The sequence below is a fragment of the Mariniphaga anaerophila genome (assembly GCF_900129025.1).
Taxonomy (GTDB): domain Bacteria; phylum Bacteroidota; class Bacteroidia; order Bacteroidales; family Prolixibacteraceae; genus Mariniphaga; species Mariniphaga anaerophila.
Map to the genome: position 1 here is coordinate 84852 of NZ_FQUM01000004.1, position 20126 is coordinate 104977.

Annotated in this window: 11 protein-coding genes; all 11 read left to right on the forward strand. The window is 38.2% G+C overall.

The window, feature by feature from the left end; all coding sequences use genetic code 11:
• Window positions 1-112 precede the first annotated feature (112 nt).
• The 11 genes from BUB08_RS08960 (at window position 113) to BUB08_RS09010 (ending at window position 20121) form a co-directional block, all read left to right on the forward strand.
• On the forward strand, window positions 113-1411 hold the full coding sequence (locus BUB08_RS08960) for a TolB family protein (RefSeq protein ID WP_073000991.1): 1299 nt from the start codon (window positions 113-115) through the stop codon (window positions 1409-1411).
• Window positions 1412-1645: 234 nt separating this feature from the next.
• Window positions 1646-2809, forward strand: a complete 1164-nt coding sequence (locus BUB08_RS08965) for an IS4 family transposase (RefSeq protein ID WP_073000993.1) — start codon at window positions 1646-1648, stop codon at window positions 2807-2809.
• A 435-nt stretch (window positions 2810-3244) separates the two neighbouring features.
• Entirely contained in the window at window positions 3245-7261 is a 4017-nt protein-coding gene (locus BUB08_RS08970; protein WP_073000995.1) for a hybrid sensor histidine kinase/response regulator transcription factor, read from the forward strand.
• Between the two features lie 473 nt (window positions 7262-7734).
• Window positions 7735-10980, forward strand: coding sequence for a SusC/RagA family TonB-linked outer membrane protein (locus tag BUB08_RS08975; RefSeq protein WP_073000997.1), 3246 nt, complete (start codon window positions 7735-7737; stop codon window positions 10978-10980).
• Between the two features lie 20 nt (window positions 10981-11000).
• On the forward strand, window positions 11001-12557 hold the full coding sequence (locus tag BUB08_RS08980) for a RagB/SusD family nutrient uptake outer membrane protein (RefSeq protein WP_073000998.1): 1557 nt from the start codon (window positions 11001-11003) through the stop codon (window positions 12555-12557).
• A 205-nt stretch (window positions 12558-12762) separates the two neighbouring features.
• On the forward strand, window positions 12763-13767 hold the full coding sequence (locus tag BUB08_RS08985) for a hypothetical protein (RefSeq protein WP_139249662.1): 1005 nt from the start codon (window positions 12763-12765) through the stop codon (window positions 13765-13767).
• A gap of 130 nt (window positions 13768-13897) precedes the next feature.
• Window positions 13898-14578, forward strand: a complete 681-nt coding sequence (locus BUB08_RS08990; protein ID WP_073001002.1) for a DUF6250 domain-containing protein — start codon at window positions 13898-13900, stop codon at window positions 14576-14578.
• A 2-nt stretch (window positions 14579-14580) separates the two neighbouring features.
• Window positions 14581-15468 (forward strand): VOC family protein, encoded by an 888-nt coding sequence (locus BUB08_RS08995; RefSeq protein ID WP_073001004.1) that lies wholly within the window; start codon window positions 14581-14583, stop codon window positions 15466-15468.
• 10 nt (window positions 15469-15478) lie between these two features.
• Window positions 15479-16459 carry an aldo/keto reductase gene (locus tag BUB08_RS09000; RefSeq protein ID WP_073001006.1) on the forward strand — a complete coding sequence of 327 codons (981 nt, stop codon included), beginning with the start codon at window positions 15479-15481 and terminating at the stop codon, window positions 16457-16459.
• A gap of 52 nt (window positions 16460-16511) precedes the next feature.
• A complete protein-coding gene (locus BUB08_RS09005) occupies window positions 16512-18356 on the forward strand; it encodes a DUF5060 domain-containing protein (RefSeq protein WP_073001008.1) in 1845 nt (614 codons plus the stop codon).
• A 223-nt stretch (window positions 18357-18579) separates the two neighbouring features.
• Window positions 18580-20121 (forward strand): sulfatase family protein, encoded by a 1542-nt coding sequence (locus tag BUB08_RS09010; RefSeq protein ID WP_139249663.1) that lies wholly within the window; start codon window positions 18580-18582, stop codon window positions 20119-20121.
• Window positions 20122-20126 lie beyond the last annotated feature (5 nt).

Sequence of the window (20126 nt, forward strand, 5' to 3'; positions counted from 1 at the left end):
ATAAGAACCAAGCCAAAAAATCGAAGTAAAAAAACATCTTTCCTTAACGGGTTGAGTTGGAGAAAATTTGGCAAAAAACTATCTTTGGCTTTATCAACCAATGAGACCTGTCATGATAAAAATTGCAGAAGTAAACCAATTCCTCGCATTTTTTACCCCGTTCAAAACAAACGAACACATTATACCAGGTTTTCTCATCATTCTTTTTTTCTCAGTTCAAACGGCCTGCACTCAGCAGCGTCCGGGAACAGTTGTTGAATTTCCGAAACCGAAACCGCCGGTTCAAATCACTGAAAACGGAAAAGAGCACCTGTTTGCCAGTTACTACGGAATTAATTCGTGGAGTGCCAACCAGCGTTACGTTACCATTTTACAAACCGACGTTAAGCACCGGCTGCCCGATGAAAATGACCCGGCAACTCTGGGACTGGTCGATTTGGAAACCAACAAATTTATTCCGCTTACCCAAACGCGGGCATGGAACTTTCAGCAGGGATGCATGGCGCACTGGCTAAGCACTTCTCCTGACTCGCTCATCATTTACAACGATTTTCGGGACGACCGGTTTGTATCTGTAATAATGAACGTACACACAAAAAATGAAATCAAAACAATCCCCTACCCCGTCAGCGCTGTTGCGCCAAACGGGAAAGAGGCGGTGAGCATTAATTTTTCGCGGCTGCGCAAAACACGCACTGACTACGGTTACGGCGGAGACGGACAGGACGCCAAAGAAAACATACAATTCCCGAAAAATGACGGTCTTTTTCTGCTAAACCTGGAAACCGGCGAAGCCAGGCTGATAGTTTCCATCGCGCAGGTAAAAAAACTCGTTCCGGAAATTCCGGAGGAAGGGATTGAATATTTCAACCACACACTCTTCAGCCGCGGCGGAAGCAAAATTTTCTGGCTTGCCCGCGCCATTCCAAACCGAAATACCACATCGTTTACGGTTAACCGCGACGGGAGCAACCTTCGGCGCTGCTTCCCCGACGACTGGGGCGGTTCGCACTTCGACTGGCTGAACGACAACGAACTGATGATTACGGCCAATTACGACGCCACACAATACGCCCACGTACTTTTCACCATTGGCGAGCAGGATTACAAACGGCTGGGAAAAGGATTGCTCGATTACGACGGGCATGGCACTTTTTCGCCTGACGGAAAATGGATGGTTACCGACACCTATCCGAGCCGTGGATTGCGCGAACAAAAAATTTACCTGATGGATATGAAAACAGAAGCCGTCCTCTCTCTTGGCCGATTTGTGCAACCGAAAGAATTTTACAGTTACTGGCGTTGCGATATTCATTGCCGATGGAGCCCCAATGGCGACATGATTGGGTTTAACTCCACTCACACCGGAAGCCGCCAGGTTTATATCATCAAACTGGGCAACAACAATTAAGCTGTTGCAAAAACGGCGATGATGATTATGAAACGAACCTCAACAGCTAAGCAGCCAAGAATGTGCAATAAGCACGAGTATGAAACTTTAATTTTCTTAGCTATTATTTTTTTCCATTAGTGTCCACTAAAAATTAAAAAATATTCTTTGAAACAATTGTAAATCTATACTTTACGCGGATTTCTTGAGCGTGACGATTTGAAACGGTTAAGTTCGTGGATTTTAAAAAATCACATGAATAAAGGGAAGTACGTTTTCGCTCAACTAATAAGTTTTTTACCACAACGGGTATTCGATAAATTTGTCACCAAGTATTGCGGCAACAAGCATGTAAGGCATTTTACTTGTTGGAATCAGTTGCTTTATATGATTTTCGGTCAACTGACCAACCGTGATAGTTTGCGCGATTTGATTGTTATTATTGACGCTCACCAAAACAAAGCTTATCATCTTGGTTTTGGGAAATCAGTAACAAGGAGCAACCTGGCAAAAGCTAACGAAAAGCGCAATTACAAAATCTTTGAAGATTTTTCTTATTACATGATTGACTTAGCCAGGAAAAAACTTACTAACGAAGATTTTGAAATCAAAGGAAAAATTTATGCTTTTGATTCTTCAACCATCGATTTGTGTTTAAGCGTTTTCTGGTGGGCAAGTTTTCGTAAAACAAAGGGAGGAATAAAACTCCACACGCTTTACGATATTACCACACAAATACCAGCATTTATTCACATCACGGCAGCTTTTGTCCACGATGTAAATGCAATGGATGTTATTCCGTATGAAACAGAAGCATATTACATTTTTGACCGTGGATATGTTGACTTTGAGCGTCTCTACCGGATACAAGCACTTTCTGCATTTTTTGTAGTAAGGGCAAAAGCAAACCTAAAGTTCAACAGGATGTACTCGAATAAAGTCGACAGACAATCCGGACTGATTTGCGACCAAATTGGGAAACTGTCTGGTTTCTATGTCTCAAAAGATTATCCTGATAAACTACGGAGAATCAAATTCGATGATGCTGAAAGTAACCGATATTTCGTTTACTTGACAAACAACATGGACTTGAAAGCCGAAGAAATTGTGCTTTTATACAAGAACAGGTGGCAGGTTGAATTATTCTTTAAATGGATAAAGCAACACCTGAAAATAAAAGCATTCTGGGGCACGTCAGAAAACGCGGTCAGAATCCAAATTTATTCCGCAATAATAGCTTACTGTTTAATTGCCATTATAGGGAAAGAGTTAAAAATTGAACGCTCAACCTACGAAATATTACAGATTTTGGGAATATCCCTACTGGACAAAGCACTTATTAATGAGCTGCTTACAAATATAGATTACAAAAATGTCAAAGAACTAAATTATAACCAGCTGTCCCTCAGTTTATTTTAAGTGGACAGCAGTGATTTTTTTATACTGTTAATCACCAATAACCGCATTTGTCATACAGATGAGTGCTCTCTTTTCTTTCGAATTTCAGACAAAAAATAACGAATTACAAACAAAATATAGGGCGAATTAGCCCTTTTCAAACTAAATATTTACAGATGAAAAAAGCTAAATTATATCAGCTGTCCATCGTTCTATTATGTGGACAGAAAAAATAAAATTCATCAACTAAAGAGAAAACTCCGGTAATTTCAGAGTCGATAAAGGACAAGGATTTACCCTAGACACAATTGAACCTAATATGATTAAATGCAGCTTAACTTTGTTTCACTTCTAGCATTTTTGAGTTTTCACATCAAAACTCACGTTAATACAGCAGATTGGATTTTGCTATTTTCTCTATATTTATGAGCTCAAATCATTGGGGAGGATGAAAGAATGCATAAAACTAGTTACAGTACCATTGCTATAAAGCTAACTATATTTCTATATTTTTTGGCAAGTGCAGTTTTGACAACCTATGCTGTTTCACCGTATATTCCAAAATATAAAGATCCTCTTTCTGAACCATGGAGATGGATTCATTATAAAACTTTGGACGGTATGGGAGCAAGATGTATGACAGAAGCTCATGACGGTGCCTTCTGGTTTGGGACAGAGAAAGGAATGGTATGTTTTGATGGGAAGGTATGGAATTTGGAGCCGGATAGCATTTTAAAGGGTCAAAAGATACTTGCTGTTTTTACTTCTAAATTGGGAGACTTGTGGGCTGTAGATAATCGTCGGATATTTAATCTATCGGATGGAAAATGGAGAACTATTTTTGAGTCGAAAGACATTTTTTTCAATCCACAATTATATAGTTGTGAATTTTTTGAGACCAGTGATGGTAGTGTCTGGATTGGCTCTTTGGCTGGACTCATTCAGATAAAAGGTAATTATGCTAGATTATACTCAAATAGAGAGGATATTCCAAAATTTGAATCAAATATCTATAGATGGGAAACACTTCTTATTCCTTCTGCATTAGATATTCAGTCACTTGACATTACCGGAATGTGCCAAGTTTCTGACTCTACTTTATGGATTGGAAATGCTGACGGAAAATTGTACCAATGTATATTTAGAGATGAAACAATTCAGGAATGGAAAAATGCGCCTTTAGGATATAGTGCAGGGGCAAATCCGAAACTTAAAATATTCGAGGATCAATTATTCGTAGTTACCAGCAGCAGGCATTCACCCGTGATGTGTTTTGATTTGAAAAAGAACAAATGGAAAACACATTCATTAGATGAATATTTTGAATGGGATAGCAATGAAAATGTTTCTGTTTTTGTAACAACGGATGATAAAATCTGGGTGGGAGGTTTTGGTCGCATTTTTTCTTATGATGGCAAAAACTGGAGAGAATATCAACATCCTCAATATAAAATTCCTGCGAGCAGAGTAAATTTCTTTAATGATTCAAAAGGACAAATGTGGATTATAGGTTTTCAGAATGATGTACTCTCAATAGACTACAGTGGTTCCCGGTTTCAGTCGTTTGATGGATTAAATTTTCAATTTGAATCATCAGAAGGAGATTCCTGGTTTATCACATACGAGGGGAATATTGTACGCTACTCTCCAGAAACAGAAGAGTGGATCTCCTTTGGTAAAGAAGACGGGATAATCAATTTTCCGGTACGGTTATTTCAAGATATTAGTGGAAGGGTTTGGACGATAGGTAGTCACGACAATGTCGCTGCGACTGGGTGGTATGACAAAAAAGAATGGTTATTAAGAACGCATCCCAAACTGTGTTGGTCTATTTGTGAAACAGGGATCATGGAAGAAAGTGATGGTACACTTTGGTTTGGAGCTTTGGGAAGCGAGGCAGGGAGTCCATGCCAAGGTTTAAGCTTAATTAGGTACTTTCCTTCCAAAGGCCAACCCGATGATAATAAATCATGGGAGCTAATGCCTGGCCCTGGCGTTGTTTTTGGTATTGGTAAAGATGCTAATAAGTCGGTTTATATCGGCTCATATATGGGTCTTTCAAAGTATGTATCAGGACAATTTATTAATGCCAATGAGGTTTTGGGAGTAGAGTATCCAAAGATTGATTATATAGGAGGAGACGAAAACGAAATATGGATTGCAGTTAGAGGACAGGGAGCTTTTCTGATGAACGAAAATTCAACGCGACAGTTTCAGGTAGAAGATGGGCTGGCCAGCAACACTATTACAGATATTCTTTTTGCGGATAGAAATGATATTTGGTTCGGAACTGATCGTGGGATTAGTCGTTATCATACAGAATTGGACACTTGGATACCCCACGCAATTTCAGGAAAACTAATTATTAAAAGGGAGTCGGGTAATCTTAAAAAAAGTTCTTCCGGCAAAATTTGGATTAATCAAAATTTCAGGGAGTGGAAAAAGTTTTTTCACAGTAGAATACCGAATAATAAGCATAAAGAGCTTTTTTATACAATTCGGTATCTTCCCGATACACTCCCTCCGGAAACAGTGGTTAAGACACTCCCAAAGACAATAAGTTCAGGGGATGATATTTTTGTTGTTTGGGACGGCATTGATCCATGGAATCATACGCCAAATGAAGAATTGTTGTTTTCTTATAAAATGGATAATGGAGAGTGGTCCCCTTTTTCTACTCAAAAGAATCAACTTTTTTCATCGTTAAAACCAGGAAAACATCAATTTAGTGTTCGTGCATGTGACGGTGATTTTAATGTGGATCCCACCCCATTTACTTTTCCCATTGAAGTTGTTCCTCCTGTTTACCGTCAGCTATGGTTTGTATTGTTAATAAGTCTTTTATCCCTTACGATTTTAATTCAGGTATATTGGTTGATGCTTTCTCGTCAAAAACGTTTAAAAAGTGAACTTGCTTTGAGTGTAACCGAAGCAGAGAATGCGAGAACGATCAACGAAATGAAGATACGGTTTTTTACGAATATCTCTCATGAAATCAGGACTCCGCTGACATTAATCCTAGATCCGGTTAGAAAGCTGATAAGTCAAAAAAAATATGATCTTTTTTTGTTACAAATGGTTGAACAAAATGCTTCTCGATTACAAAGAATGATTAATCAAATACTAGACTTTAGAAAAATTGAAACAGGCAATACAGAATGCATACCTGTCTTTGGAGATATCATGCAAACTGCCAAAGAAGTGTTTTCATCTTTTCTTCTACAGGCTGAAAAGAAAAAAATTAATTACAGCATGCATCAGCAAGAAGATGAGATATATACATGGTTTGATGTAGATAAACTGGATAAGATATTGACCAACCTCGTCTCAAACGCAATTAAATACACTCCAGTAGGAGGAAATGTTAGTTTTCAAATTAATTTTTCACCAAGAACAAAAAGTGATTGTTTTGATACAATTATTTTTTATATCCGTGATACGGGAATTGGTATATCGAAGGAAAATCAGACAAAAATATTCGAACGCTATTTTCAAGCTTCAGTTGGCTCTCAAAATATTGAAACAGGTACAGGAATAGGGCTTTCGTTTACCCGTGATTTGGTAAATACTTGCGGTGGTCATATTTCATTTGAAAGCTATCAGGGTGAAGGCACCATTTTTAAGGTTGAACTTCCTGTTGGATTACATTCTGAGGATCCATTAAAAGAAAAGAACAGAAAGGAAAATAGATTGTCTCTCAAAAATGTTAAAAGTATACTTACAGTTCTTGTTGTTGAAGATAACACTGATTTATTAAATTACTTGGGACAGGTTTTATCAGGTGAGGGTTTTAAGGTTTTGCTTGCAGAAAATGGAGTAATCGGTTTTAATATGGCAAGTTCGCAATTACCAGATTTAATTATTAGTGATGTAATGATGCCGGAAATGGATGGCCTGCAATTCACGAAGAAAATCAAAAATGAAGAGAATACAAGCCACATTCCGATCATTCTACTTACAGCACGGAAATCGGAATTTCAACATTTGGAAGGACTAAAAGCAGGCGCTGATGATTATATTACTAAACCGTTCAGCTCGGAAATTGTGGTCGAGAAAATCAAAAATATTTTTCGTTCAAGAGATAACCTTGTGCGCCGTTTTAAAGAAAAATATACAGTCCTTCCTGCTGAAATCTCAAAAAATAGTAAGGACAGAATTTTTGTTGATAAATTTGTGTCTATTATGCTAGAGCATCTTTCGGAAAGCGACTTCAAAACAGATGATCTTTGCCGGGAAATTGGAATGAGCCGTACATTATTATATGCAAAAATTAAATCCATTACAGGTATGGCAGTAAATGAATTTATCCAAACAATTAAATTAAAGGAAGCTGCCCGTTTAATAATAATGGGTGATAAAACTATTACAGAAGTGATGTATGATGTTGGTTATAACAACATCGGGCATTTTCGAAAACTATTTAAAAAGCAGTATAAAGTATCGCCCAGAGAGTTTAAAAATAGTTCCATTTAAAGTTGATTTTTTTAGTTGAATGGGTAAATTTTTTGAAAAAAACGGGAAACATTACTAGAAAAATATTCGAGTATATATCATTGAATTGTGAAAACAGTATTGTTTGTTGAAAAAAGGCATTAAAGTCCAATAGAGCAGTTTTACCTATTTCTTAATTTGTTTGTGTTAAAAGTGTTCTCCCAAAGCTACAACGTAATTTCCACTGGATTAATTTTTAAATTCTGGAAATAAGAAGCTTTTGTTTGTTTTTTGAGAAGTTATCTGAAAAAGAGATGTCAATTATATTTCTGAACCCCCTGTTAATACTGTACATGTACATTAGCATTGCCTTTTTTGTACGATAACACTCTATAGTTATTGAATAGCGAATATACTTTTGAGAGTTGAAAACTCACAGCTGGAGTTTTAATTTGTTTTTATTTAATGAGGATCAATTGAATTTAGATCAATGAAAAATCAAACGTTAAAAACCTATGAAAAATGAATTAGTAGAAAAAAAAATCAGGGTGAGCCTGATACTTACTATTTTTTTTATGATTGGAAGCATGATACACGTATCTGCCTTGCCAAGTCATGCAGACGCGAGGAAAAATAGAAATTCCGTTCAGCAGCAATTACAGGTTTCGGGAAGAGTGACAGACTCAGATAATCATCCACTGCCTGGGGTTACTGTTATGATTAACAAAACCACAACCGGGACCATTACAGACTTTGACGGTAATTATACGATAACAGTACCAAATGCAGGAATGGCAGAATTGGTTTTTTCTTTTGTTGGTTTCAATTCACAAACTATTCAAGTGAGTGGAAGGACGGAAATTTCTGTTCAATTATCGGAAGCGCTGATAAATCTTGACGAGGTTGTTGTTGTTGGTTATGGTGAAATTAGCAAGCGTGACTTAACCGGTTCTGTAGCTAAAGTTGCTGAATCCGAAGCTGTCGCCCGGCAGTACAATAGTGTTGATGCCTTGCTTCAGGGACGTGCTACTGGTGTGCAGGTTTCGTCTAATGCGGGCTCTCCTGGAGGAGCTATTAGCGTCCGTATTCGCGGAACCAACAGTTTGCGCGGGAACAATGAGCCATTATATGTGATTGATGGCATTATTATTAATTCTGCTGCCGAAGATGTAACCAATGCCTCAACCGATTCAAATGAACTTCAGACCGATCAAAATGGGTTGACAGGGTTAAACCCCCGTGATATCGAAAGTATAGAAATATTGAAAGATGCCTCAGCGACTGCTATTTACGGTTCACGCGGTGCCAATGGAGTTGTTTTGATTACAACAAAACAAGGAGATAAGGGGCATAGGACAAAAATCAATCTGTACAGCTCAGTCGAATTTAATTGGACTGCGAAGAATATTGACGTTTTAGATCCGATTGGTTTCGCCAAATATCAGAACGAGAGGAATGAATTTGAAGGCTCGAATTTGAATTATCAAATCAGTAATGACCAGGTATTTTCAATTACCTACGAAGGAGATGTACCTTTAGTCGGAACGACTCCTTTACAGCTAGTTAATTGGCAGGATGAAATTTATAAATTGAGCGTAAGCCATAATGAAGGTGTTTCTATTTCGGGGAGCAATAATAAAACAAATTATTACTTTTCCGCTGGTTATAATGACATTAATGGAATAGTAGAAACGACCAATATAAAGAAAGGAGATTTACGTTTAAACCTTAGTCAACAACTGTCGCCTAAGTTGAAAATGGACAACCGTATTGCATTTATGTATCAGGATGGAACTTTTGCCCAAGCGGGAAGTAAATCAGGAGGAGCTCGGAGTTTCACAAAACAGGTACTATTAAGCAAACCTATAATTGGTTTCGATCCGAATAATTCAGAAGAACTTGATCTTGGAATATCCAATCCTTATGCCTGGCTTTCCGATTTTGACGATCTTACCAAAGAAACAAGAGTAACTTTATCTTCTTCTTTTGAGTATGAAATACTAAAAGGGCTGAAATACACATTAAGAGGTGGATTGGATTACAGAAATAAAGAAAGAAGCCGATGGTATGGAAGTGAAGTTTATGTAGGCAATATGAACAATGGGCTTGCCAACTATTCTTATTTAAAACGTTATTCTTATACTATTGATAATCTATTAATGTACAATAAAAAACTGGATGGCGGAGACAGAATTAATGCCACACTTGGTGTTACTTATGATGGAAGCGAAGTGGAGAATAAAGTTTATGAAGTTTCTGATTTTCCGGACAAAAGCCTTCGTGGGAGCTCTCCTCAATTAGGTCAGTTGATTCAGCAACCTCTGGCTCTGTTAAATGCAGATGAAGCGATTTTTTCTGCTTTGGGTAGGATTAATTACTCTTTGAAAGATCGTTACATCTTCACTGCTACTTTTAGGGCAGATCAATCATCTAAATTTACAAAAGAAAATCAATGGGGGTATTTTCCCTCAGCTGCTTTTGCATGGCGGGCTAATGAAGAACAGTTTCTTAAAGACTTAGATATTTTTTACAATTTGAAATTCAGGCTGGGGTGGGGGCAGACCGGAAATCAGGGAATTTCTCCTTACCAGACATTAGCTTCATACGCTACTAACTATTATACTAATGCCGCAGGAAATACTATTATAGGTAATTCTCCTGCACGCATTCCAAATAAAGAATTGACATGGGAAACAACCGATCAATATAATGCCGGAGTGGATGTATCTGTTTTTAAAGGACGGTTAAATGCTACCTTTGATGTTTACTATAAAAGAACGATTGATTTGCTTCAGGAGATAGAACTCGGGCCATCTAATGGTTTTGACAAAATGACCATTAATCGCGGGACTATTGAAAATAAAGGGCTTGAACTGGGTATTGACGGGACGCTCATTAATAAAAAAGACTTCTCTTTTGATATGGGTGGGCGTGTGGCTTTCAATCGAGGAAAAGTATTGGAGCTCGGACTAGACCCTACGCCTGTATGGAGAAATGGAGTTGAAACACATGTGGTTTATTACCAAGGCAATGGCATTTCGTCAGGTCAATATTTGCATTTCCCGGTGAACGCATTTATGGAAGGAGAGGCTCTCGGGTTATTTTGGGGATACGAAACAAATGGAATATATCTAGATGAAGAAGCAGCAATAGCTGGGCCAACATTTCAGGGAACCCCTAATCAAGCCGGTGATGTAATTTATGTTGACCATAATGGTGACGGGAATATTAGTGACGCAGATTTAACCATTGTTGGAGATCCAAATCCTGATTTTAGTTTTGGATTTGACTTTAATCTGAATTACAAGCAATTTAGTCTGAAAGTATTATTTGATGGTGTTTACGGTAATGAAATAATTAACGGATATAATACGCAATTGGCTTTTCCAGAAGCGCAAGCTAACAACATTCTAAAAGATGCTTATGAAAATGCATGGAGAACAGAAGCTCCTTCAGATAAATACCCAAGAATTGGTTATCGGTATTCATCAGCCGTTTTTTCCGACCGAATTGTAGAAGATGGATCGTATTTGAGGTTAAATATTGTAACCTTGGGATATGACTTGCCTTTAAAATCAGGAAAGCTCTTTCAAAATGTTAATGTTTATGTATCGGGGCGTAACCTGTTTTATATTACTAATTATAGTGGGTATGAACCCCAGGTTACCAGCTTTCTTCGCGATGGCACTATTATGGGTGTTGACTGGGTTGGTACACCTAATGTAAAGTCTGTGTTGTTTGGTATCAACGTTACATTTTAAAAACTATTAAATTAAAAAAAATGAACTTGAAAAAATATATAGTGAGCTTTTTGGCAATTTGTTCATTGCTTATTTCATGCAATTTGGAAGAGCATCCAACCTTCCCTTCAGCAGAAAGCCTTTTTAGTACATCCGCAGGGGCTAACACTGTTCTAAACGGAGTGTTTTCTGACATGAAAGATTATAGGTCTTATGGTGCTATTTATTATTTATTGACAGGCTATGGATCCGGTCTTTTTAATACAAATAAAGATGATGTTTTAACTACTATTGCGGGGTTTAAGCCATTATCTTCAGAAGAGGTAATTGAAGTTTTTTGGAGAGGCTCTTATATGTCAATCGGGAGAACGAATGATTTGATTGATGGTCTTTCTTCGCAAGTTATAGAAGACGAGAAAGAAAAAGACAATATTCTTGGACAGGCTTATTTTCTGAGAGCCTTCTGCTATTTTAATTTGGTTCGTATCTACGGAGGGGTTCCACTCATCACCAAGGTTGTTACAACATCCGAAATGAATTATCCCAGGGCTACAGAAGAAGCAATCTACGATCAGATTATTAGCGATGCAGAGATGGCGAAACAATTACTCCCCAAAAATGGCTCAAATACACCGGGAAGGCCTGCGAGTGAGGCCGCCAGCATGTTACTAGCCAAAGTCTACATGCAACTGGCAGGGAATCAGACCGCCGGGGAGACCGATAATTGGCAGAAAGCCTATAACGAAGCAATGGAAGTATATGGCAAATATAGTCTGGTTGAAAACTACCGCTCGCTTTGGTATGAAGAAACAGGAAACAATACTAGTGAATCAATTTTTGAGATTCAGGCCAATGTAGAAAATCGCCTTCGTTTAGTACAGATTGGTACCGCTTCAAACGGCTTGGCTGGAAGAAACTCCTGGGGAAGGCTGAAACCAAACTTGGAATGTTATGATATGCACGAAGAACGATATCCGGGAGATCCTCGTTTCGAGTCGACTTTTGTTACTGAATACACGCAATACAATTCAAATGGAACCACTACTTTTAGGCAAACATATCCATTTTTTAAAAACCGTAATGATAAACCTAGAAGTTATCCTTGGTTATTTAAATACTATATTAAAAATACAACAGCACCAAATTGTGATACCGGACAAAACTGGATCGCTTTTCGATATGCAGAACTTTTACTGATGCTGGCTGAAATAAAGAATGAATTGAGCGGACCAAATGATGCCTACCAATATGTCAATGAAGTATTGGCCCGTGCGCGCAACTCTGCTCAGACACCGACAGCAGAACCCGCAGATTGGTCAGGGATGAATCAGGAAGAATTTCGGGATGCCATTATGTTTGAATACAGGTATGAGTTATTGGGCGAAGGACAGGATTATTTTAAAGTTAGGAGAAGGGGGTATGAACATTTCAAAAAAAATGTTATTGAAATACATAATAGCCATCCGGGGTATGATTTTTCAAAAAGCAGGGATATTTTATATCCGGATAATTCCAGGATTATGCTCATGCCAATTTCTCAGTCTGAGATTATTGCTAATCCTAATATCAGTATTGAAGATCAGAACCCGGGTTATTAATTCATAGATTTTGGATAAAAGTAGGTGAAAAATATTAGGAGGGGTACCCCTCCTAATATTTAAAATTGTATTTAGTTGTGTAATTTCTTCTGACAAAGTAATTATGAAAAAACTTTCGAATTTAATAGAATTATCAAAAGTAAAGAATCGTTGCCAGAAAAGTAGTTGCTGGCTTTTTACAAAACAGATTGTTAAAACTGCTCATGTGAAACTTGTCTGGCTGTTAATAATACTTTCGTTATCATGTAGTGCTAACGAACCTGACAAAGGGGATTCTGGACATGGGGGTGTTTTGTTGTTTAAGTCCGGATTCGAAAATGGTGTAACCATCTCTTCTGATATGAATTATATCCATGGAGCAGATGAACATTATAAATGGGAGGCTACACCTTCATGGATCAGGGCTTCTAATTTTGTCTATTTGGTCAATGACACAGAGCATCTTCGTGATTTTATGGAATCGGCAATTATTAGTGCCCCAGGTCCAAACGGCAAAAAAACCAATGTGCTCTGCATGGCCAACAAAGCAGACGACCCGATGCACCAAGCTACCAGTCGAAATGAATACAGTTTTTTTTGTAAAAGTCCACCTGACGATTACAAAGAAGGCTACGTTCGATACTGGATGAAACTTCCGGATGATTTGGATAAGCGGATTCCTTTTGAAAAAGAATCATCATGGTATGTTATTATGGAGTGGAAGGAACCTAACTCAGGCAATCGACTTTCCAAAGAAGAATGCAGGGATTGTTGCAATGCAAGCCAGGGAGGAACCAATAATTACCGGATAAATATCAACCTAAGAAAAGATAAAAATTCAGATAAGCTACACTGGGATATCCGTGCTGAACACCCTCAACCCTGCCGGGTGGAGGAATGGACTTATGCTAGCAAAAATGTCAAAGTTTCATTGGGAGAATGGTTTTTGGTAGAAGCTTACATGAAGAAGGATGTAATTGATGGACGCTTATATTTTGCTGTTGACGGGGAAGTAGTTTTGGATACAGATATTGTCCGCCCGGTAGGATTTGAAGGAAGAACAGTGCATCCTGACAATCCCCTACCACTACATTTCTGGTCCCCATTGAAAAACTATCATAATATGGAGTGGAATGCAAAAGGAGAAATTATTCATCTGTACGATGATTTTGAAATGTGGAGTAGTTTTCCTCCCGGACATCCGGCCTTGTTGACAAAAAAACAGGAATGAAAAAACATAAAAATATTAGCAAAATAACTGCTCTAAAAAGCGGTCTGTCTTCTAATGAGTGGATAAACTGTAATTGCAGAGTAATTTCTCTCGTAAACATAAAATGTTGAATAATTAGAGTAGTTGATTGATGAAAATTGTAATAATAATAATGATGATGATGTCTGTTGTGTCTGGCAAGAAAGAAAGGATCATTATTAAGGAATCTTTTGATTATCCAGATGGAAAACTACCTTCAATTTGGTGGAGCGAAGGGTGTGAAGCGGAATTGAAGGACGGACGACTGTTTGTTGATGCTGACACTACTTCTTACAGAGCATCCACGATTTGGCTTGATCATGAATTGTCGGGAAGCTTAAAGATAGAATTCGATGCGCATATTGTAGCTTCCAGCGACAACGCTAATAATATTAACTGCTTTTTATTGTATTCTGATCCTGAAGGACGACCTCTTCGTGAAACAGCACAAGAACGGGAATGTGGCTCTTATGGGCTGTATCATGAGTTAAACGGATACATTTTTACCAATGTCGCCAATGGCGAAGAGTCGAATGTCCGGTTTAGAGTTAGGGACAACCCCGGTTTTTATCTGTTGAATGAAAACTACAGAGGCGAAACCAAAGCAGGGAAAACTTATCATATTAAAATTGAAAAGACAAATAGCCGTTTTCAGTACTGGATTAATGGTGAAAAAATTATAGATATGGAGGATAAATCTTATAACCCACTCTATAACAAAGGGCTTTTTGGATTCCGAACTTGGCATACAGCTATTTGGTGGGATAATTTAGTAATTACTCAATTAGATTAATAATGCAAAAATTGATAATAACCATAAAGAAAGCCCTGACTATTTTTTTGGGGGTGATGCTTTTGAGTATTACAGAGATGTTGGCACAAGATATTAAACGTCCTCCGGTTTGGGGAGTAGCAAAAATGACCTTCTTAGTAAGTGATTTTAATATTGCTCGTTCATTTTATGGTGATTTTTTGGGCTACGAAGAAGCTTTCTCTTATCATACAGATCTAGGTAAAGTCATTTCATTTAAGGTGAACGACCGACAATTTCTCGAGTTTGTCGAAGATTCTCAGATAAAGAGAAAAAACAGTTTTGTTAGTGTTTCATTTCATTGCGATGATATCTCGGGAATGGAAGCTTATCTAAAATCAAGAGAGATTAACATCCTGAAAGAACATGGTTTAGACAATGCCGGAAATGAAGTTCTGTCTATTCAAAGCACTGAGTTCTATCAGATAGAGTTTATTAATTTCACAAAGAGTGGATTACATAAAAGGACAGCAACCCGTTTCTTGGGGAAAGAGCGCGTTGCTAATCGATTACATCACGCAGGTTTATACGTTTCAGATGTAGCAAAAGCAGACTATTTGTTTCGTGATATATTGGGCTTTTGGGAAATGTGGCGGTTCAAAACAGCCAATGATATACGGCCTAACTTCATTTACATGGGAATACCTGATTGCATCGAAAATATCGAATACCTTGTAACAGATGACAGCAACACATCACACCCCTGTTTCAAAGTCGAAGATATGCAAGAGATGATTTATGTGCTGAAGGAGAGGAGCGGTGGACGAAAAATTCCCCGCCCGATTATTGGCAAAGGAAACAGATGGTTATTAAATATGAAAAACGAGGACAACACTAAAGTTGAATTTACAGAATCATTCACTGTGCGATAAAACTAAAACAATGAAAAAAGAAATAACCAGGCGGGATTTTATTGTAGAAACTATTGGTGCGGGATTCGCGATAAGCGGAGTTGGAGCGCTTACTGCTTGTAACGAGAAAGATGCCAGGGGGCTTCCTACAACAGTACTAGGAAAAACCGGAGTGAGAGTTCCCTTGATGGCATTGGGTCTTGGAAGTCGCTTCTGTGAAATAGATGATCCGGAAGAATCCGATCAAATACTAAATTATGCGCTTGATAACGGATTGTATTACTGGGATACTGCTCATATTTATGAAAATAATAAAAATGGCGTGATCAGTGAGGAGCGTATAGGCAGGATCGTTAAATATAGGAGAAAAGAAATTTTTCTTTCTACAAAAGTAACCAGTCGTGATCCAAATGAGGCAATGATGCAGATCGAAAAAAGTCTGAGACGACTGCAAACGGATCACCTGGATATTTTGAAGATACACAATATTAGAGATATGAATGATGTAGACAAGGTAAGCGAGAAAGGAAATTTGGTCGATATTATTCAGAGAATGAAAGAGGAAGGAATTTGTCGTTTTATTGGTTTTTCGGGGCATATGGATGCAGAAGCGATGATTGCGATGGCAGAGAGGTTTGATCTGGATACAATGCTTATTGCATTGAACCATTGGGGAAAAGTACGATTTCCGAGGGAAGAAAAGTCTCTGCCAATGGTTCGTAGTAAAGGTTTGGGAGTGATGGTAATGAAGGTTCTTCGTCCCCGAGATAGCGATCCGTCTATCAGCCCCAAAGAACTAATCAGGTACGGTCTTTCGCTAAAAGCAGCTCATGGTGCTGTGGTAGGCATAGACAGCATGAAGGTACTGCAAGAAAATATTAAGCTGTTAAAAAGTTTTGAACCAATGACTTCTGAGGAAATGAAAACTATGACGGTTTGCTTGGATCCTTTTTTTCATCATAACAATATGCCTTGGATGACCCCTGGATATTGTGACGGTAATTGGGCATAGAATAGTTTAAAAAAGTGAATATAAATTGAATTTCAGTAAAATCAATATTCTGATGAGACAAATCTTGATTCTTTTTACCTTATTGTTGGTGCTGTGCTCAGGAAGAGGGCAAACTATGCAATCGGTTAAAATCCATGGTGAGCAAAAAGTATGGCACAAAATTACACTTTTGATTGACGGTCCTGAAACAGCAGAATTCGCTAAAGACAATCCTTTTTTGAATTATAGATTGGTAGTGACTTTCAGCAATGGTAATAAACGGTATAAGGTACCCGGTTTTTATTGTGCCGATGGAGATGCAGCTGAAACCAGTGCTGAAGAAGGAAACAAATGGATGGTACGTTTCCGGCCTGATGAGGTAGGAATATGGGATTATTCAATTTCTTTCCGAAAGGGAAAAGATATTGCTGTGAGCAGCCATTTACACATCGGCAAACCTGTTGGTCCTGATGGTTTTAAAGGCTCCTTTGTTATTGTTGACTCAGACAAAAAGGCTCCTGATTTCAGAGGAACCGGTCGGCTCGAATATGTAGGTAAACGTTATTTAAAATTTGCAGGACGTGATTCGTTTTTTATAAAGAATGGAGCTGATAGTCCTGAAAATTTTTTGGCTTTTGTTGATTTTGATCAAACTTATAGGTATGGAACCAATGAAATGTGGAGAGAAGGTGAAGCAAACCCTAAAGAGGAGTGCCATTACTATTCATCGCACGTTAAGGACTGGAAAAAGGGAGACCCAATTTGGAAAGAAAGCAATGGAAAAGGAATCATTGGGGTTGTTAACTATCTTGCTTCTAAAGATGTTAATTCTATATACATGCTTTTGTTAAATGTTCAGGGAGATGGAAATGACGTCTGGCCATGGATAGATTACAACGAACGTTATCGTTTTGACTGTAGCAAACTCGATCAGTGGGAAATTGTTTTTGATCATATGGAAAAGCAAGGCATCATGCTTCATTTGGTTTTACAGGAAACCGAGAATGAGTGTTTGCTTGATATCGGGCAAACCGGAGTCCAGCGTAAGCTTTATTATAGAGAAATGGTTGCCCGCTTTGCTCATCACCTTGCTATTACCTGGAACTTAGGAGAGGAGAATGGACCGGCCCATTGGACACCTATTGGTCAAACCGACCAGCAACGAAAAAGCATGGCAGCTTATTTGAAACATATAAATCCATATTCAAGTTTTATCGTTTTGCATACGCATTGGAACGATTCTATTCAGGATAAATATTTGCTGCCACTAGTTGGTTTTGAAGCACTTGATGGTCCCTCTATGCAAATAGGAGAAGTGGGAAAAATTCATCGCAGAATTAGACATTTTATTCAATTGTCTTCTAATTCAGAAAAACAATGGGTTGTCAATCTGGACGAATTAGGTCCGGCATATAAAGGAATTATGCCTGATGAATTTGATGCAAATCATGATACGGTTCGCCATTATGCGTTGTGGGGAAGTTTAATGGCAGGAGCAGGTGGTGCAGAATGGTATTTTGGTTACAAATACCCACATAATGATTTAGAGTGCGAGGACCTGCGCAGTCGTGATCTTTGGTGGAACCAGACTCGAATTGCCACAGAGTTTTTCTCTCGTTACCTGCATTTCAGTGAGATGGAATCGGCAGATGAAATAATTGACAACAAAGAAGCATACTGTCTGGCAAAACAAGATGAAGTGTATGTTGTCTATTTGCCCAAAGGAAATATACCGACCCGGATTGAGCTGGATAGTTCCGGAAAGGACTACTCAATTCACTGGTATGACCCTCGTCACGGAGGCAAATTGCAGACCGGGACGGTTTCCTCGTTCAGATCTCCAGGAAAAATGAACATAGGATTTCCTCCCATTGAAAAAGAGAAAGATTGGGTCGCTCTGGTTAGAGTGAAACAATAAAGAGTTAGACCTAACTTGCAGGGTGGTTAAATAAAAAAACAGAAGCCTTTCATAGTTATCTTAACTCTTTTTGGGGAAAGATCGTATTTCCCAGATGTAAACAGTAGTAACTTGATCCAATCGTCTATAGAGAATTATAATTACCTCTGTTTATGAATTTTAAAAATAATTATATGTTTGGTAAATTAGACATGCGTGGTGCAATAAAAAAAAATGTAGATGCATGAACATGGATTATAAAAGAAAAATAGTCATGAATACTAGTACTGATGAAGCCAGAGGCTTCACTTTTCTTCAAACAAAAGCAAGCCTCCCAAAGCTATGTGCAGTTAAGCTTTGTTTTGATTTTTGGACTTTAAAGAACTGGAAAGAATCAAATAGACCAATAAAAATGTCATACTTTATTTTGTCTGTATTTTTGTTTTCATTCCTGTTTTTGTCGGGTTGTAAAAATGAAACGAATAAGGAACAGCATGAACCTCCAAATTTCATTGTGTTTATTGCTGATGATGCCGCTTGGAATGATTGTGGACCTTATGGTAACCACAATATTAAAACTCCAAACATTAATAATCTAGCCGAAGAAGGGGTAGTATTTTTTAATGCTTTCCTTACAACCAGCTCATGCAGCCCCAGCCGGAGTAGTATATTAACCGGACGTTATCCGCATTGCACCGGAGCATCGGAACTGCATATGCCGTTACCTGAAGATCAGCTTTTGTTTCCCGGAGAATTACAAAAAGCAGGTTATTATACTGCAGTAGCTGGGAAATATCACATTGGCCCCAAAAGAAAAGAATTTGACACCATTTATGGTGGCTCGCCCAGTGGCTGCGAATACTGGATTGAATCGCTTCAAAACCGACCTAAAAACAAGCCTTTTTTCTTATGGCTTGCAGCACTCGATCCTCACCGTGAATATGCTTTCGGCACAATCTCGGAACCCCATCAGCCGGAAGATGTAATTGTGCCTCCATATTTGCCGGACAACGACTCAACTCGTAAAGATTTGGCACTATATTATGATGAAATTGCACGTATGGATAGTTATATTGGACAGGTAATGGGTGAATTAAAGAAACAAGGTATTGACGAAAATACGCTGATACTTTTCATGAGTGATAATGGCAGTCCGTTTCCGCGGGCTAAAACCCGATTATATGATAGTGGTATAAAAACTCCATTCATCGTTCGCTGGCCTAAAAAACTAAAAAATGGAACTTCAGACGCACTAATAAGTTCCATCGATATTGCCCCCACTTTGTGTGAATTGGCGGGTGCAGGCATTTCAGAAACCTATCAGGGGATTTCCTTTTTGCCAATTTTAAAAAACTATTCTGAAAGCGTTCGAAACTACATTGCGGCTGAACACAATTGGCACGATTATCAGGCTCATGAACGTGCTATTCGAAATAAAAACTATTTATATATTAGGAATGCTTTTCCCCAATTCAATGCTTCTCCTCCTGCCGACGCTGTGAATAGTATGACCTATCGGGAAATGATTAGATTATATGAAGCCGGTGAGCTGGCAGAACATCATTTAGACTGCTTTATTGAACCACGAAATGCTGAGGAGTTATACGATGTTAAAAATGACCCGTATCAATTTTATAATTTGGCAGGCAACCCGAAATATGAAAAAGAATTGAATGGGATGCGAAAATTACTTGACAACTGGAGCTTAAAATTTGGTGATAAAATTCCAGAAAATCCAACGCCAGATAAATTTGACAGATGGACAGGAGAGCGTCTGTCATTTTGATCCGA

What these genes read in the sequence shown, in the direction of transcription:
- BUB08_RS08960 (WP_073000991.1), top strand. Translation starts at nt 113, where the DNA reads ATGATAAAAATTGCAGAAGTAAACCAATTCCTCGCATTTTTTACCCCG.
- BUB08_RS08970 (WP_073000995.1), top strand. Translation starts at nt 3,245, where the DNA reads ATGCATAAAACTAGTTACAGTACCATTGCTATAAAGCTAACTATATTT.
- BUB08_RS09010 (WP_139249663.1), top strand. Translation starts at nt 18,580, where the DNA reads ATGAACATGGATTATAAAAGAAAAATAGTCATGAATACTAGTACTGAT.
- BUB08_RS09005 (WP_073001008.1), top strand. Translation starts at nt 16,512, where the DNA reads ATGAGACAAATCTTGATTCTTTTTACCTTATTGTTGGTGCTGTGCTCA.
- BUB08_RS09000 (WP_073001006.1), top strand. Translation starts at nt 15,479, where the DNA reads ATGAAAAAAGAAATAACCAGGCGGGATTTTATTGTAGAAACTATTGGT.
- BUB08_RS08980 (WP_073000998.1), top strand. Translation starts at nt 11,001, where the DNA reads ATGAACTTGAAAAAATATATAGTGAGCTTTTTGGCAATTTGTTCATTG.
- BUB08_RS08990 (WP_073001002.1), top strand. Translation starts at nt 13,898, where the DNA reads ATGAAAATTGTAATAATAATAATGATGATGATGTCTGTTGTGTCTGGC.
- BUB08_RS08975 (WP_073000997.1), top strand. Translation starts at nt 7,735, where the DNA reads ATGAAAAATGAATTAGTAGAAAAAAAAATCAGGGTGAGCCTGATACTT.
- BUB08_RS08995 (WP_073001004.1), top strand. Translation starts at nt 14,581, where the DNA reads ATGCAAAAATTGATAATAACCATAAAGAAAGCCCTGACTATTTTTTTG.
- BUB08_RS08965 (WP_073000993.1), top strand. Translation starts at nt 1,646, where the DNA reads ATGAATAAAGGGAAGTACGTTTTCGCTCAACTAATAAGTTTTTTACCA.